Origin of the sequence: Streptomyces sp. ERV7 (assembly GCF_001653515.1) — a bacterium.
Lineage (GTDB): Bacteria > Actinomycetota > Actinomycetes > Streptomycetales > Streptomycetaceae > Streptomyces.
Genome location: NZ_LYOY01000051.1, coordinates 718,254 through 732,709 on the forward strand (window position 1 = coordinate 718,254; position 14,456 = coordinate 732,709).

At 72.3% G+C, this 14,456-nt stretch carries 16 protein-coding genes; 10 read left to right on the forward strand and 6 right to left on the reverse strand.

What is annotated here, in order from left to right; all coding sequences use genetic code 11:
* Positions 1-48: 48 nt before the first annotated feature.
* The 4 genes from A8W25_RS26040 (at position 49) to A8W25_RS26045 (ending at position 1,659) form a co-directional block, all read left to right on the forward strand.
* Entirely contained in the window at positions 49-642 is a 594-nt protein-coding gene (locus tag A8W25_RS26040) for a hypothetical protein (RefSeq protein ID WP_067165636.1), read from the forward strand.
* A complete protein-coding gene (locus tag A8W25_RS34135; RefSeq protein WP_158942721.1) occupies positions 639-923 on the forward strand; it encodes a hypothetical protein in 285 nt (94 codons plus the stop codon). The genes A8W25_RS26040 and A8W25_RS34135 overlap by 4 nt, the downstream gene beginning before the upstream one ends.
* Positions 924-1,247: 324 nt before the next feature.
* Positions 1,248-1,406: a hypothetical protein gene (locus A8W25_RS34140; RefSeq protein ID WP_158942723.1), complete on the forward strand. Its 159-nt coding sequence runs from the start codon at positions 1,248-1,250 to the stop codon at positions 1,404-1,406.
* A gap of 10 nt (positions 1,407-1,416) precedes the next feature.
* Positions 1,417-1,659 carry a hypothetical protein gene (locus tag A8W25_RS26045; RefSeq protein WP_067165639.1) on the forward strand — a complete coding sequence of 81 codons (243 nt, stop codon included), beginning with the start codon at positions 1,417-1,419 and terminating at the stop codon, positions 1,657-1,659.
* 118 nt (positions 1,660-1,777) lie between these two features.
* Here A8W25_RS26045 and A8W25_RS26050 read toward each other — a convergent pair whose 3' ends face one another.
* Positions 1,778-2,587 (reverse strand): pentapeptide repeat-containing protein, encoded by an 810-nt coding sequence (locus tag A8W25_RS26050; protein WP_067165642.1) that lies wholly within the window; start codon positions 2,585-2,587, stop codon positions 1,778-1,780.
* A gap of 175 nt (positions 2,588-2,762) precedes the next feature.
* Between A8W25_RS26050 and A8W25_RS26055 the strand changes: the two genes are divergently transcribed.
* The 3 genes from A8W25_RS26055 to A8W25_RS34145 all read left to right on the forward strand — a co-directional run bounded on the left by A8W25_RS26055 (position 2,763) and on the right by A8W25_RS34145 (position 5,630).
* Entirely contained in the window at positions 2,763-3,551 is a 789-nt protein-coding gene (locus tag A8W25_RS26055; protein WP_158942725.1) for a hypothetical protein, read from the forward strand.
* Entirely contained in the window at positions 3,533-4,705 is a 1,173-nt protein-coding gene (locus A8W25_RS26060) for a PP2C family protein-serine/threonine phosphatase (protein WP_079126391.1), read from the forward strand. Before A8W25_RS26055 ends, A8W25_RS26060 begins: the two co-directional genes overlap by 19 nt.
* A gap of 154 nt (positions 4,706-4,859) precedes the next feature.
* A complete protein-coding gene (locus A8W25_RS34145; RefSeq protein ID WP_158942727.1) occupies positions 4,860-5,630 on the forward strand; it encodes a hypothetical protein in 771 nt (256 codons plus the stop codon).
* 177 nt (positions 5,631-5,807) lie between these two features.
* Here the strand turns inward: A8W25_RS34145 and A8W25_RS26070 are convergent, their stop codons facing one another.
* From A8W25_RS26070 to A8W25_RS26080, 3 genes are all read right to left on the reverse strand, one after another.
* Positions 5,808-6,296, reverse strand: a complete 489-nt coding sequence (locus A8W25_RS26070) for a lamin tail domain-containing protein (RefSeq protein ID WP_067165655.1) — start codon at positions 6,294-6,296, stop codon at positions 5,808-5,810.
* Positions 6,297-6,591: 295 nt separating this feature from the next.
* Positions 6,592-7,404: a class I SAM-dependent methyltransferase gene (locus A8W25_RS26075; RefSeq protein ID WP_079126392.1), complete on the reverse strand. Its 813-nt coding sequence runs from the start codon at positions 7,402-7,404 to the stop codon at positions 6,592-6,594.
* Between the two features lie 127 nt (positions 7,405-7,531).
* Positions 7,532-9,685 (reverse strand): FGLLP motif-containing membrane protein, encoded by a 2,154-nt coding sequence (locus A8W25_RS26080; protein ID WP_158942729.1) that lies wholly within the window; start codon positions 9,683-9,685, stop codon positions 7,532-7,534.
* Positions 9,686-9,722: 37 nt separating this feature from the next.
* Here A8W25_RS26080 and A8W25_RS26085 point away from each other — a divergent pair, with 37 nt between their 5' ends.
* Both A8W25_RS26085 and A8W25_RS26090 read left to right on the forward strand, forming a co-directional pair.
* Positions 9,723-9,962, forward strand: coding sequence for a hypothetical protein (locus A8W25_RS26085; protein ID WP_158942731.1), 240 nt, complete (start codon positions 9,723-9,725; stop codon positions 9,960-9,962).
* Positions 9,963-10,371: 409 nt separating this feature from the next.
* A complete protein-coding gene (locus A8W25_RS26090) occupies positions 10,372-11,139 on the forward strand; it encodes a hypothetical protein (protein WP_067165673.1) in 768 nt (255 codons plus the stop codon).
* Positions 11,140-11,273: 134 nt separating this feature from the next.
* Here the strand turns inward: A8W25_RS26090 and A8W25_RS26095 are convergent, their stop codons facing one another.
* Both A8W25_RS26095 and A8W25_RS26100 read right to left on the reverse strand, forming a co-directional pair.
* Positions 11,274-12,581, reverse strand: coding sequence for a S1 family peptidase (locus tag A8W25_RS26095; RefSeq protein ID WP_067165675.1), 1,308 nt, complete (start codon positions 12,579-12,581; stop codon positions 11,274-11,276).
* A gap of 145 nt (positions 12,582-12,726) precedes the next feature.
* Positions 12,727-13,812, reverse strand: coding sequence for a trypsin-like serine peptidase (locus tag A8W25_RS26100; RefSeq protein ID WP_234386583.1), 1,086 nt, complete (start codon positions 13,810-13,812; stop codon positions 12,727-12,729).
* 240 nt (positions 13,813-14,052) lie between these two features.
* On the opposite strand from A8W25_RS26100, the gene A8W25_RS26105 reads away from it, so the two are divergent.
* A complete protein-coding gene (locus A8W25_RS26105) occupies positions 14,053-14,415 on the forward strand; it encodes a cupin domain-containing protein (protein WP_067165678.1) in 363 nt (120 codons plus the stop codon).
* Positions 14,416-14,456: the final 41 nt, after the last annotated feature.

The following is a 14,456-nucleotide window of genomic DNA, read 5'->3' on the forward strand; positions in this document are numbered from 1 at the left end:
GCCGCCGGGAGCACCACGGTCCCGGCGGCCCCGTCCATGTGAGGGCCGATGCCCACCACCGTCTTCGACCAGTTCACCCGCCGCACCGCCGACGTCACCGCCCAGCTCACCAACCTCGGCATCCCGCTCACCACGCCGGCCCCACCGCCCGCCGACCTCAACCCGGCCGACCCGTGGACCGGCAGCTACGCCGTCCCGGTCGACCGCTCCACCCTCGCCTGGTGCACCGCCGTGACGATGCTCGCCGACCACCACCACACCGGCATCGACCGCCAGGTCCTCGCCGCCGACGCCCTAATGCGCGAACTCGGCATCCGCGGCCTCGCCCAGCTCCACTCCGACCTCCACCACGGCGCCCCCATCGACTACCGCTTCACCCCCTGCCCTTACTGCTCCGGCATCGGCGTGAACCCCACCCAGCCGACCTGCGGTGAAGTCGGCTGCGCGCCGTGGCTCGAGTACGCCGGACATGATCACCCGTGCCCGGTCTGCCCCGACGACTACCAGCCCCAGCGGTTCGCCGAAGAGCACATGGCCAAGCTCGAGGAACTGCTCGCCGACGCCATCAAGGAGAACGAGGAGCGCGCCTCCCTCCGCTACCGGATCCGGACGCGGCTGCACCGCCGGACGGTGCGCACGTGACGGCCCGCTACCGCCGCTGCGGACACGGCACCGGCCCCCTTCACCCCGGCGACATCGCCGTACGGATCGGTGAGCACGGCCTGGAGCGCGCACGCCCGCTCCCCGAGCAGCAGCCCGACGCCGACCCCGTCGCCCTGATCCTCATCCACCCCGACACCGAGACCGCCTCACCGGCGTCCTCCACTGCGCCCGGTCCCGAATCCATGGCAGCTGGAGGACGCCGTACCGACTCCTCACCCACGCTCTCGCCGGGCGCGGCCTCCCGGCGAACATCGACTTGAGCGACTGAACACACCAAGCGGCGCCCGCCGCCCGGACCTTGATCCGGGCGGGGGCGCCGCTTTTTTTGCATCCTGGAGCAGTGAGCCCCCGAGCTGTTTTGCGGCCGTAAAACAGCTCGGGGGCTCACTCAAGGCGACACATAAAGGGGACACACCTCACAGGACCAAACGCTCAGTAAGCGCGTTGCCACCGGGTGCATTGTGTACACAACCCACCCACCCCGGGTGGGGGTTCGCGCCGGGTCCGCCGTGGGCAGGGTGAGGACGCCGCGGCGGAGGGTCCGCCGAGGGAGGGGCAGCCGGCATGGGGATACTGACCGGGCGGTGGAGCTGGCGGGCCAGGCCGCGAACTTCCAGGGCGGGGAGAAGTTGACGGACGCCACGGGCGAGGGGCTGGCCGCTGTCACCCACGCGCTGCTCGAAGTCGCCGCCGCGATCCGGGAGAACACCGAGGCGATCCGCGACAGCGCCGAGCGCCCGTAGCCGGCCGCGGGTGCGGGTTCCTGCGAGGCTGCGTGTCGACTGCGAGCTTGCCGACCTCAGCCCGTCGGGCCGGACGAAGCTGCAGACCCTGAACGATCAGCTCGCCGAACTGCGCGAGGTACGCCTCCAGGTGCTCGACCTCGCCGACGAGCTGGCCGGGGGAACCATCGACAAGGTGATGGCCATGTCCGACGAGGAAGCCGGCCTCGCCGCGCTGCTCGGCCATCTCGCCGACAAGGGGCGCACCGCCTGAGAGCGGTCACGGTAGCGGGCGGGCTCCGCCGCGTCCGCCATCCCGCCCCGGCATAGGCGTTCGTCCCCTCTGGACGCCGGCACAGGCTCCAGCGTGCCGAAGGCAGGGCAGCCGCGTCTCAAGAGGAGGGCGGATGCCACCCCGAAGGCAGGTGTAGGCCATCAGGGAGAGGCGCTCCGGCCGACGGAGCCAGAGCATCTGGCGGCCCACCGGCAGCACCGTTGAAGGTGACCTGGCCGCCGGTGAACCGTGCGCCGTTGAAGGAGACCTGGCCGCCGCAGAACACCGTTCTGTCGAAGTAGACCTCGCCGCCGGAGAACTTCGCGTTGTCGAAGCCGACCCGGCCGCCGGAGAAGACCGCGCCATGGAGGTCGCCGCCGTCGAAGGTGACGGCCGTGAAGTCGAAGTCGTGGCCCTGCCACGAGTGCGGGTGCGCGGCTAGCAGGCGGAGGTGGTTGCCGATGAGACGGATGACGGTGTGCCGGACCTCCCGCAGGGCCCGGTGCGCGTGCAAGGCCCCGGCGTCACCCGCGGGGAGATCGGCTTCGGCGGTGTAGGGCAGGCGGAGGTAGGCGCACAGGACGTCGATGCAGGTCTGGCGCAGGTCGCGGGTGGGGGCGTCGTCGGCGAGGCCGGCCAGGGCGTGCACGCCGCCGAGGCGGACGGCCGCGGCGTCCGCGCCGAGCTGGGAGATGGCGGTGGTGAAGCGTTCGGTGTGGAGGCGGGTGGCCTCCCGCAGGGCGTGTTCCTCGTCGACGCGCTGGCGCCGGTAGGCCACCACCAGGGCGACCAGGGCGCCGGACCCGGCCACCACCCCGAAGGACAGCTTCACCAGGTCGAAGAGCGTCTTGGAGTCGATGCGGTGCTCGGGCTTGAGCCCGCGGACGCCGAGCAGCTCCCACCCGATGGAGAACACGGCGGCGGCCATCGCGAGCGCGGCGGCGAAGGACTCAGCATGCCGTTCGCGCAGGACAATTGGGCTGCGCGGGGTGAGCGGGCGCAGCCGTGGTTGTGGAGGCGTGCATGTTGGCGGGGTGCTATCGCCGTTAGCGCCCCCGGCCCGGCGTCAGTGAACTGAGTGCTCACGCCAGGGGTCGCCTCAAATGTTGCAACTAACGCATGATTTCGACCGTCGTCTCCCTCAAGACCGCCTCCGGAACGGCGACCGTGGCAGCGTCGCCGACCGCTACCTGGACTCCATCACCGTGGCGAACACCCGCCGGAGCTACACCACGGCGCTTGGCAAGGTCGTCTCCGAGCTCGGCGAGGGCCGGCCGCTGTCCTCCCTCGCCGACGATGAGATCGGCCAGGTCCTCGAGCAGCTGTGGGGCACCGCCGCCGTCAGTACCTGGAACTCCCGCCGTGGCGCGGTCGGTGGCTGGCTCGCCTGGTGCCACGAGGCGGGCCTCGAGCCGCCGCGCATCCCGGCCTGGTGCAAGCGGATGCCCGACCCGGGCTCCGAGACCCCGGTGCGCTCCAAGACTGCCATCCGACCGCCTGATCGCCCGGCGCGATGTCGCCCTGCGGCAGAAGGCCAGGTCGCCTGCCGGATGCTCTACGAGACCGTCGCCCGCGCGGACGAGCTGCTCGGCGTCAACATCGAGGACCTCAACCTGGCCGCCCGCCAGTGCCCGGTGAAGGTCAAGGGCGCCAAGGCCGTCCGCCGCCGCGGCCAGGCCCGCGAGGACTGCGCGACGGAAACGATCTACCGGGACGCCGACACCGCCCGGCTCCTGCCCCGCCTGATCGGCGAGCGCACCCGCGGCCCGCTGCTCGTCACCCACCCCAAGCCCCACATCCCCGTCGCAGGACTTCACGGTCGTGTCGGCCGGGCTTGGGAGCTCCCGGCCGCGGTGCGGTGTATGCAGGAGGGATGGATCTTCGGGCACTGAGCGCGCGGCGCCACCAGTCCCACCGGATGCGCCGCGCACTGCTCGCGACGCCGTTCGCGCTCATCGCGATCGTCACGGTGGTCGACGTCGAGGCCCCGCCCGACGTCCACCTCGGGCCGTTCCTGGCGACCGCGCCCGCGCTCACCGCGTCCTTCGCCGGGCCCCGGACCACGGGGTTCGTCGGTGCCGTCGCCGTTCTCGCCCAGGTGGTGGTGGCGATGGCGCGCGGCAGCGTCACCGACCTCAACCACTCCTTCCAGATCAGCTCGCTGATCCTGATCTCGGTGTTCGTGACGCTCTTCGCCCATCTGCGCGAGGTGCACGAGAAGGAGCTCGTCCAGCTGCGCTCGGTGGCCGAGGCCGCGCAGCAGGTGGTGCTGCGGCCGCTGCGGGAGCGGATCGGCCCGCTGCGCGTGGCGTCGGTGTACCTGGCGGCGGAGGCCGAGGCGCAGATCGGCGGTGACCTCTACGCCGCCGCCCGCACCGCCCACGGGACCCGGCTGCTCATCGGCGACGTACGCGGCAAGGGCCTGGAGGCCGTGGGGGACGCGGCGGTCGTCCTGGGCGCCTTCCGGGCCTCGGCCCACCAGGAGGCCGAGCTGTCCGGCCTCGTGGCCTATCTGGAGGGCGCCGTCACCCCGGACCTGGGCGACGTCTGCGCCGGCGACGCCGACGACCGGGGCGAGGCGTTCATCACCGCGGCGGTGCTCGACGTACCCGACGACCGTCCCATCCTCCGGCTGGTCAACTGCGGGCACCCACCGCCCCTGCTCCTGCGCGGCGGCCGGGTCCTTCCCCTCGACGTCGCCCACCCGGCACCGCCGCTCGGCCTCTCGGGGCTCGTGGAGCACGCGGCATCGGTCGAGCCCGGGGAGTCCGTGCGGCCCGCCTTCGCCGCGGAGACCTTCGCCGCCGAGACCTTCGCCTTCGAGAAGGGCGACACCCTGCTGCTCTACACGGACGGAGTCATCGAGGCACGCGACGAGACGGGGATGTTCTACCCCCTGGCGGAACGCCTGGCCGCCTGGTCGGACACGGGCCCCCACGCCCCCGGCGCCCTGCTCCGCCACCTCTGCGACGACCTGCTCACCCACGCGGCGGGACACTGTCTGGGAGACGACGCCGCGATGGTGGCGATCGAGCGGCTGGGCTGAGGAATCGCTGACCCATCAGGGTGGTGTCGCTAGCCCGATCCAGCGACTGTCGAGCGTGTTTACCGGTCCGTCGGCGAAAGAGTTCGTGCGAAACGGGGATGGGTGCGGAGGCGTTCACCGAACGCACCGGACCTCCCGAAGGGGAAGCAAACGAATGAACTCTGATCACAGGTCGGTGTCACCGCTCGGGCCGCTGCCGCACCGCGGCAAGTGGCTCGCCGGAAGCGCCCTGGCGTCCCTCGTCCTGATGCTGGCCGGCGCGGCCGGCCCCGCCATGGCCGCCGAAGCGCCGGGAGCCGAAAGCCGGGTGACCAGTCCCGGCCACGGCGGAGACGACCACTGCAGGCCGTCGCACGGCTACGACGACGACAGGGGGGACGACAGGGCAGGGGCTCCCGGCGTGGCCGCCGGTGGCGGCGGCGACGGCTGCCAGGGCCCCCCCGGACCCCAGGGCCCGAAGGGCCCTCCCGGACCGAAGGGCGACACGGGTCCGCAGGGGCCTCAGGGGCCCCAGGGTCCGCAGGGCCCCCAGGGCCCGAAGGGCGACACCGGCCCGGCCGGATCGTGCTACGAGATCGACAGCAACGCCCCCTCCAACAACGAGACCTTCAGCGCGGCGCTCATCAACGGGAAGGCGTTCGCCGGCCGGCAGTCCACCCCCGGGGGCGCGGTCGTCTGGACGGATCTGACCAACGCCGACAACCCCAGGTACCCGGACCACGTCTGTGGGATCGCCATCGACTCGCACGGCAACGACACCTGGATCAAGGTGGTCACCACGGACGGCACCGTCTACCAGACCCACGGTGACACCAACGGCCAGACCTTCGTCTGGGACGAGGGCTGGACTCAGCTCGCCTCGCCGATGGCGGGCACCCTCCGCAGCGGTGCCAAGGCCGGGGCAGTCAGGCCCGAGACGTCCTGATCCTGTCGGGGAGCCCCGCCCGTGCCACGATCCGGCGGCACACGCGGGGGCTCCCCGGACCGGGACGACCGCACACGAAGCGCGGCGCGCCCCACGGCCGGTGTGGCCGCGGGGCGCGCCGCGCGGTGGTGCGAGCGGTGACCGGCCCCCGCACTCGGGGCCGGTCACGGACGGGTGTCAGTGGTGACGGTGGTGGCCACCGTGGTGGGCACGCCCCCACATCGCGGTGTCGAGGATCCGGCCGTTGTCGTTGCGCAGGGTGGCCGTGTCGCGGTGGTTGTCCCAGACGTAGTGGTGACGGTCCTGGTAGACGTCACGGCTGCTGTCACGGCCCATGCCCGTGTGGACCTTGACCGCCGAGTGGCCCTCCAGGCGCATGGCGTGGAAGCGGTACTGGGCTCCGTCGCTCGCGGTGAGCGTGAACCCGCGCAGGTTCACGGAGTGCCGCCCGGTGTTCTTGACCTCCACCCACTCGTTGTTGAGGCTCCGGTTCGAGCGGTCGTCGCGGCCGGGGCTGTTGTACTGCACCTCGCCGATGACCACGGTGGAGCGGGGAGCGTGCCGGTGGTGGCCGTCCGCCGCGGCGGGCAGGGCGGCGGCCCCGACCATGGTGCCGGCGGCGAGGACGGTGGCGAGGATACGGCGGCTGGTGCGCGATGCAGACATGTGCGTGCTCTCTCAAGGACAAGCCCCGACCAGGCCTTGAACGGGCCGGGGAAGGGGCGGGCCAGGTTCCCGGCTGGTGCCGAGGAGCCACACTCTGGCCTGCCGAGGCGATCAGGACCCGTCGACCCGACGCTCTTTACGAATTCAGGACATTTCCGTAACCACCACTTATGTCAACACCCCAGCGTTTCTCCGCCCCGTGCTCCGGCGCCCGGCCGCTTCGTAACAGGGCCGCACACCGCGCGTCGCGCCCAACCCCCCGCCCGAGCACGGGGTCCTGGGCCCGCGCCCGGCGTCAACCCCTCACCGCCGTGGTGACCACCAGCGGGGGGCGCAGCCGCTCGGCGGCCCAGTCATGGCCGCGCACATGCTCCGGGTCGGCCACCCCCACCGCCTCGTCCGGCGTCGGGTGGTGCTGGGCGACCCCGGTGAAGCCCGCGCGTTCCAGCAACGCCGGGAACGTCTCCACCGGCCAGGCGTGGTTCCTCACGGCCTGCCACGAACCGTCCGTACGCAGCAGTCGTACGGGCATGGGCTCGCCGGGCCCATAGGTGACACCCCGCTCGCCCACGCACAGCGACGCGTACTCGATGCCGGCGCAGGCCGGGTCCGTGGTCAGCAGCGCGAACGGTGCCCCGGGCCGCAGCAGACGGTGGATCTCGGTGAACACCTCCAGCACCGTGCGCTCGTCGGGCAGCGATGCCAGCACGTGGTTGCACATCGCCGCGTCCGCGCAGGCGTCCGGCAGTCCGCCCACCCGGCCGTCCGCGACGAGGTGGTACTCGGCACCGGGCGTGCCCTCCTCACGCGCCAGCGCGAGCATGTCCGGGGACGCGTCCACACCGATGACCCGCATCCCGAGCACCCGGGCCGCGCGATCGGCGACGCGGCCCGGTCCACAGCCGAAGTCCAGCAGCACCGCGCCTTCCCTGCCCGCCCCGGCCAAGGCCCTGAACACGAACGGATAGCCGAGCAGCCAGTCGGTCGCCGCCTCCACGGCCGCGAAAGCCTCCGCCCCCTCCTGTCCCGACCAGGCACGTCCCGCTCCCGGCGGCGACGGCTCGGGGGACGACGGCCCGGCCGGCTCCCCCGCTCGATCCTGCGGCATCGCTGGGTCCCGTCTCTCGTATACCTACCCGGCACAGCGCTCCCATCATCGGCGCCGCCCGCGCACCGCGCACACCGCCGCTCCGGTGACGCCGCCGCACCGGCGAGGGCCGGCGGGGGTGCGAGGCTCAGCCGACCGCCGCCGCCCCGCGCTCCAGCCTCGCCACATGCCTGCGCAGGCCCAGGGAGAACGCCCAGGCCGCGAGGAAGAGAGCGGTCGCGATGGCCAGGGTGCACCAGCGCAGATCCTTCGAGACCACGAATCCCGGGCCGAGGCCGGGGTGTACGGAGTTCAGCAGGACGTGGAAGAACAGCGTCAGGGCGAGCAGGTACAGGCCGTACCACGCCGGTTTGCTCCAGCTCTTCAGGATGTGGCCGTCCATACCGGACAGCGGGAGCATCCCGAACACCACGACCTCGATACCGCCGACGACCGTCAGAGCGACGGTGTACGCGAGCACATGGTGCAGGCTGTGGGCCCCGGCCGTACGGCCCGCCTCTATCAGGGGTGTGCCGAGGACCCACACCAGCAGTGAGGCGCTCAGGACGCAGATGCCGCCGATCATCACCGCCTGCCCCCTCGGCATGGCGTGGCGCGGGTCGCGCGAGCCGGGAGGCGCCGCACCGAGCACCATGTAGACCGCCACCAGGCCGTAGACGTACGGCACGGGGAACGCCAGGCCGCGCGAGAGCACCGCCATCAGGGCCGCGAGGAGCAGGCCCGCGGGAACCACCCGCAGTTCGGCCCGGACACCGCCCCGCCCGGGGCGCAGCAGGGAGTCCTTCGTCTTCTCGTACGTCACCAGGATCAGCAGGGTGCCCACCGCCGCTCCCAGCACCTTCGCCACGGTCGGCATGGTCCAGCGGGCCGTGGCGTCGGCCCAGACCACGAGGGCCCCGCCGAGCAGGGCGAAGGAGCCCATCCGCATCCAGCCCGGCAGCCGGGCCGCCCGCGTCGGCCGCTGCGCACGGCGCCGCTGCCACCAACGGCTCAGCGCGTTGTCCGCCAACTGCGAGGGGAACGCCTTCTCCAGCAGCAGCACGAGCAGCAGGAACCACGCGGCCATCCCGACCGACCCCGCGATGTCCTTGAGCGCCCAGGACACTTCCGCCGGGGTGCGGATACTGCCCACCAGCCCGGCCGGGCGGTCGTGGTGCCCACCCGGACGCGGTGGCGTCGTCGACCCGCTGGGTCCAGGTGTCGGCCCGGGCGTCGCGCCGCCCGACTCGGTGGGGCTGGGGTGCGGTGTGTCGGAGGCGGAAGGGCTCTCAGAGGGCGGTGTGATCCCCGGCAGGTCCGGTTTGGGCAGGACACCGGTGCTGCCCTCGGCGTGGTGGGCGGCCGGTGAACCCTTGGGAAGGGAGAACGCCGTGAACGACTCGGGCGGAAGGTCGATGGTCCCCGCCCGCTCCACCTCGCGTCCGGGACAGTCGAGGTCCACGGGCCGGTGGCCCTTCATGTCCGGGGGAATGAAGGCATGGAGGTCGATGAACGTCCAGCGGCCGGGCTCGGCGTCGCCCTTGGACGAGTCGGCGTCCAGCCAGGGATCGAGCAGACCCTTGCCGTCGATGAGGATCCTGCCCCAGGTGCAGGCGGCGGGGTAGTCGGTCAGATGGATGGTGATCTCGTACTTCCCCACGGGCGGCGGGGTGACGGGCGGTGGGGTGACCGTGAAGGTCTGCGAGGCCGCGATGTCCCCGGCCGCCACCGGCCGCGCACCGGTCGGACCGACTCCCACGACCCCCGCACCCACGGGCGCCGCTTCGCACGTGGCCGTCACCTTGTACGTACCCGCACCGGCACCGGACGGTACGGCGAAGGAGGCAGTCAGTTTGCCGTCCGCCCCGGGAGTCGCGCCGACCCCCGGCAATTCCACCCCGTCCCAGAGAAGTCGGGCGGGGCCCCGGCACAGGAACCCTTCGCCGGAGACCTCCACGGGAGTCCTGGGCGTCCCTGATCCGGGTGCGAGACGGAGCACCGGGGTGGGGCGCGGTGGCACCACCGTGCCCGGTATCACCTCACAGGTGACCACCTGGGTCACGGACGGGCGCGCGTCGCAGGTCGCGACCACCTCGTACCGGCCCAGGGGTGCCGTCTCGGCGAACTTGACCTGCTGCGAGAACGCACCGGACGCGTCGGTCCGTACGGCGATCGTCGCCGGCAGGTCGCCGGTCAGCGTGAGCGGGCCGGCCTTCGATTCTCCGTCTTCACTCGTCCCGCAGTCGAAGTGGCTGCCGGACACGACCACGCTCTTGCCCCGCTCCACCTTCTCGGCAGACACCGACAGCACCGGAGCCACGGGAGGGTGGATCGGCCGGGTGGTGGTGGGCACCGGCGTGGTCGGTTCCACCGGGGTCTTGGACGGGCTGGGCTTCGGCGGAGTGGGCTTCGGGGTACTGGGTTTCGGTGTGGTGGGCTCCTCCTCGGGCGGTGGTGACGGCTTCGAAGGGGACGGTTCACCCTTGGACTTGGAAGGTGCGGGGCTCGACGCGGAGGGCGACAGGCCGGGCGCCGGTGGCGGGGGCGCGCTCGGCTCCGCCACCGCGGTCGTCCCCTGAGCGACACCCGGCGCGCCGCTCGCGAAGCCCGGCCCCGCCATGCCCGCAAGGAGCACCGCCGTCAGCATCGCCACCGATAACCCGCGCGTCTTCCACCTGCGTCCCACAGCGTCCCCCTCGTAACCGCACGGCCTCCCCGGACCGTCCCCCTTCGGGTGTACTTGTTTGACGTCCCGAACCCGCGTCTTCGTTTCCCCCAGGGGTACGGCGCACGGGAGCGCACGGCGGAAAATGGCGTGCACCGCACGCCCCTTGGGCCGACAACCACCGTCAGTCCACTGTCGCGAACCGACGGTTTGTGGCCCGTGGTGTCTCCAACGTGTGAATCTTGTGCACACCCACCTGTGCTGTTGCCGCAGAGATGGGTAGCATCCGGCGGCAACATCCAGCACGAGGAAAGCGACTTCTCATGGCGGACGAGCCGGACTTCACCACACTCAAGGACCAGTACGCGGCGCGCGTCACCGCCGACCTGGAAGCCAACCAGCAGGACCAGGCACGCATCCGCGACGAACTCGACACGCTGAAGGGCCGACTGGAATCCCTGGAGCACGACCACGGTCTGCTGCAAACCATGCAGCACACCCTCGGCGGCACCGCCGCCACGGCGGCACAGGCCTCGAAGGCGACGGCGACGCGCAAGCGCACCGCCAAAACACAGCCCCCGGCCACCACATCGGCCCCCGCCGCGGCAACCGCCCCCGCGACCACACCCACCGTCGCGGCGGTGCCCAAGCCCCGTAAGCCCCGGGCCGAGAAGCCGGAGACGAAGGAGGCCGGGGCGACCAAGGTGACCAAGGCGGCCCAGAGCCCCAAGAAGGCTGCCGCACCGGCCAGGAAGGCGACCCGCAAGAGCGCGGACGGCAGTGGGCCCACCCTGCGTGAGCTGGTGCTCGGCCTCTTCGCGGACCACCGGGAGCCGCGTACGGTCGCCGACATCCTCACCGAGCTGACCACCGCCCACCCGGACCGCGGGACCAGCCCCCAGGTGGTCCGCAACACGCTCGAAGCACTCGTCGCCAAGGGCGAGTTGGAGCGGGAGCGCAGGCAGGGCTCCGTCTTCTACACGGCGCACCGCGACCCGGCTCCCGCCGCGAAGAGCGACGCACCCACCGCCGAAGCCGTGGCCGCCCCCGCCACGGCTCCCGCGGCCGCTCCCGCCGACGCGACCGTCTGACGGGACCGCGCCCCCACCGCGACCGTGGCCACCCCGGTGCCCAGGCACCTGAACGGGGTGGCCACGTCCGTGGAGTCAACCCGGCTGCCGTCCGCCGGAACAGCGGCCACCGGGTTGCTCTCAGTCGGCTTCTCTCACTGCCGGCCGTAGCCGGGTGCGGGGTCCATCGAGATCACCCCGTCCTCTCCGCCCGAGCCACCGGATACCTGGCCCTGTCCCTGGCCACCCTGGCCTTGGCCGCCTTGGTCCTGGCCGCCTTGGTCACCTTGTCCTTGACCACCCTGGTCGCCTTGACCACCCTGGTCGCCTTGGCCGCCCTGGCCCCCCGCACCGATCGTCGCGCCCGTCGCCGCCAGGGCGGTCGTGACGGGCTGGAAGAAGGTCTCGCCGCCCGCCTTGCAGTTCCCGCTGCCGCCGGAGGTGAGTCCGACCGCGCTGCCGTCGGCGGTGAACAACGAACCACCGCTGTCGCCCGGCTCGGCGCAGACGTCGGTCTGGATGAGCCCGGTGACCGTGCCCTCGGGGTAGTTCACCGTGGCGTCGAGCCCGGTGACCGTACCGTCGTGCAGACCGGTGGTGCTGCCCATGCGCAGGACGCGCTGCCCCACCGAGGCGTCGGCCGGGCCGGTGATCTCGACCAGCTTCCCCGCCCCCGTGTCGACCGCGCTGGGAGCCTGCGTGGCGGCGTCGTCGTAGGTGAGCAGGGAGAAGTCGCCGTTGCCGGGGAAGGTCGCCTTCTGGACCGTGGCGGCGGGCGCCCCGTTGGCGCTCAGGGACCACTGCTTGGCCGCGACACCGCAGTGGCCCGCGGTGAGGAACCCCGGCTTGCCGTCCTGGGTCGTGACGTTGAAGCCGAGGGAGCAGCGCGCGCCGCCGCCGAAGATGGCGTCACCGCCCTCGCTGAACGCCTTGAACTGTCCGGCGGACTTCTGGATCCGGGCGGTGTCCGCGCCGAGGGACCGCACGGCCTTCTCCAGTCTGGTCCACTGCGCCCCCTTCACCGTGCGGTCCGCCGAGACCACGATGCGGTTGGTCCGGGGGTCGACGGCCCAGGCGGTGCCCGGGATGGTCGCCGTACGGGCGAGGGTGTGCGCCGCCGAGCGCAGTTCGGCCGCGCTGTTGCGGACCGCGCGCGGCACCGCCCCGGCCTTCTTCACCCGTGCACTGGCATTGCTGTCGTTACCGGCGACGTTCACGACGACCTGCTGCCTGGCGGCGTCGTAGTACGAGCCCGCGAACGCGTCGCCGAGCTGCTGGGCCAGGCCCCGCACCGCGGCCGCCGCCGAGGCGGCGTTCACTTTCCCGGCCGCGGCCCCCGACGGGGGTTCGGACTGCGCCTGTGACGCGTTCGCACGTGGGAGCAGTACGGCCGCCGCGATGAGGCCTGCGGCCCCCGCTCCTGCCATTACGGCCCGCCGCTTGGGTATGCGCCTGTGAGTCAACTCGCCGCCTCCTGAGCTGTGTTCCGTAGCCGATCACGATCGGCGGAAGGTGTGCAGTCCTAGGTACGGATGTGACGGGTGTGGTGTTCACCGTGATTGCGAAAGAACATTTTTGATGGTGGGTCAGCGAACATCGCAGGAGGCGTCACCCGCCCGCGAACCTCCGGCTCACCGCCGCCAGTACGCGGCGCGCGTCCGCGCCCAGATGCGGCCCCGCGAGCCAGGCGGCCGGACGGGAGCCGAGCGAGGTGTTGGACACCAGGACCAGCCCGCCGTCACCCCGGCGCACCAGCCAGCCACCGCCGGACGAGCCCTCGGTCATGGTGCAGCCCATCCGGTACATGTCCGGCTGGTCGGCCGCGACCGAGAACGACCCGGGCCGGTCGGCGCAGTGGAAGAGGGACGAGCCGTCGAAGGGCCGACCCGCGGGATACCCCACGATGTCGACCAGGCTCCGGGAGCCGGAGAGTTCGGCGTCGAAACCGACGTCCGCAGCCGCCCCGGCCGTCTCCTCCAGCGACCGTGTGGCCCCGGCCGCCTGCCGTACGTGGAGTACGGCGAAGTCGAAGGCCGCGCCCGTACCGGCGCCGGTGGTGCCGTGGTCGATCCACTGCTGGGAGGTCTGCGCCCAGTCGGCCCACCAGATCCCGAGGGGTGCCGCGGTGTTGCGCCCGTTCGCCGCGCCCGAACCCCGTTTGTCGAACCCGGGGACGAAGACGATGTTCCTCAGCCATCCGCCGTCCTTGCCCGAATGAACGCAGTGGCCGGCGGTCCACACCAGGTTGGACCGGCCGGGGTGGGCGGGGTCGCGCACCACGGTGCCGGAGCAGGCGGCCGGGCCCTTGGGGGTGTCGAAGAAGAGCCTGCCGGCGGTGGGCGCCTGCTCCCCGTACGGGCGGGCGACGGGTCGCGCGGGCACGGCGTCCGGCTCGGGGTCGGAGACTCCCCTGGGCATCTCGCTGCCGTCGAAGGACCGCTCGCCTTCGGTGGCTCCGGCCATCCGCTCCGGCCCCCACAGCCCGTCCACCACGGGGTTGACGAAGTCCGCCGCACCCCGCAGCCAGCGCCCCACGCTCCAGTCCTGCCACCCGCCCGGTGTCCTTCCCGGGGCGGCCCGGCGGGCGGACCCGGCCGGATCGGCGGACCCGATCGAGCCGGAACCTCCGTGCGGCCCGGTGGAGTTCTTGGTGACGGTGTACGCGAGTCCACCGGCCACCACGGCGACGAGCAACCATATGGCCGTCGTCCCCCGGAGGCGCCTGCTCGGACCGCGTGGATGGCGAAGACGGAGAAAAGGCACGGGCTCCTCCTCGGGCGCGACACGCTACTGCCCGGTTGATACGGCGCCGCGCCCCCGCGCGTTCAGTCACCCGTCACCCGTATGGCCCATGCCGTTCGCGGCCCCCCGTAGCCGTGGTTACGTTCGGACCGTCGATCGTTCACCCCAACCGCCGCCCGAGGAGAAGCACTCATGGCCGGTCTCGTACGCAAGAGTTTCGAAGCGCCGGAGGAGGTCCGTCCGTTCGAGGACGGCAAGGGGCGCCTGGAGCTGGTCAACGTCGGTGGGGGGCAGGTCGGCCGGGCCACGTTCGAGCCGGGCTGGCGCTGGTCCGAGCACGTCAAGCCGATCGCGCAGACCGACAGCTGTCTGGCCGCCCACGCGGGCTATGTCGTCGCCGGGCGTATGAAGGTCGTCATGAACGACGGCCAGGAAGAGGACTTCGGCCCCGGTGACTACATGAACGTCGCGCCCGGCCACGACGCCTGGGTCCTCGGTGACGACGCGTGCGTCGTCGTCGACTGGATGGGATTCTCGGACTACGCGAAGAGGTAGCCGCGGGCCCCGACGCACACGCACCGCGCCCCCTCCACGAG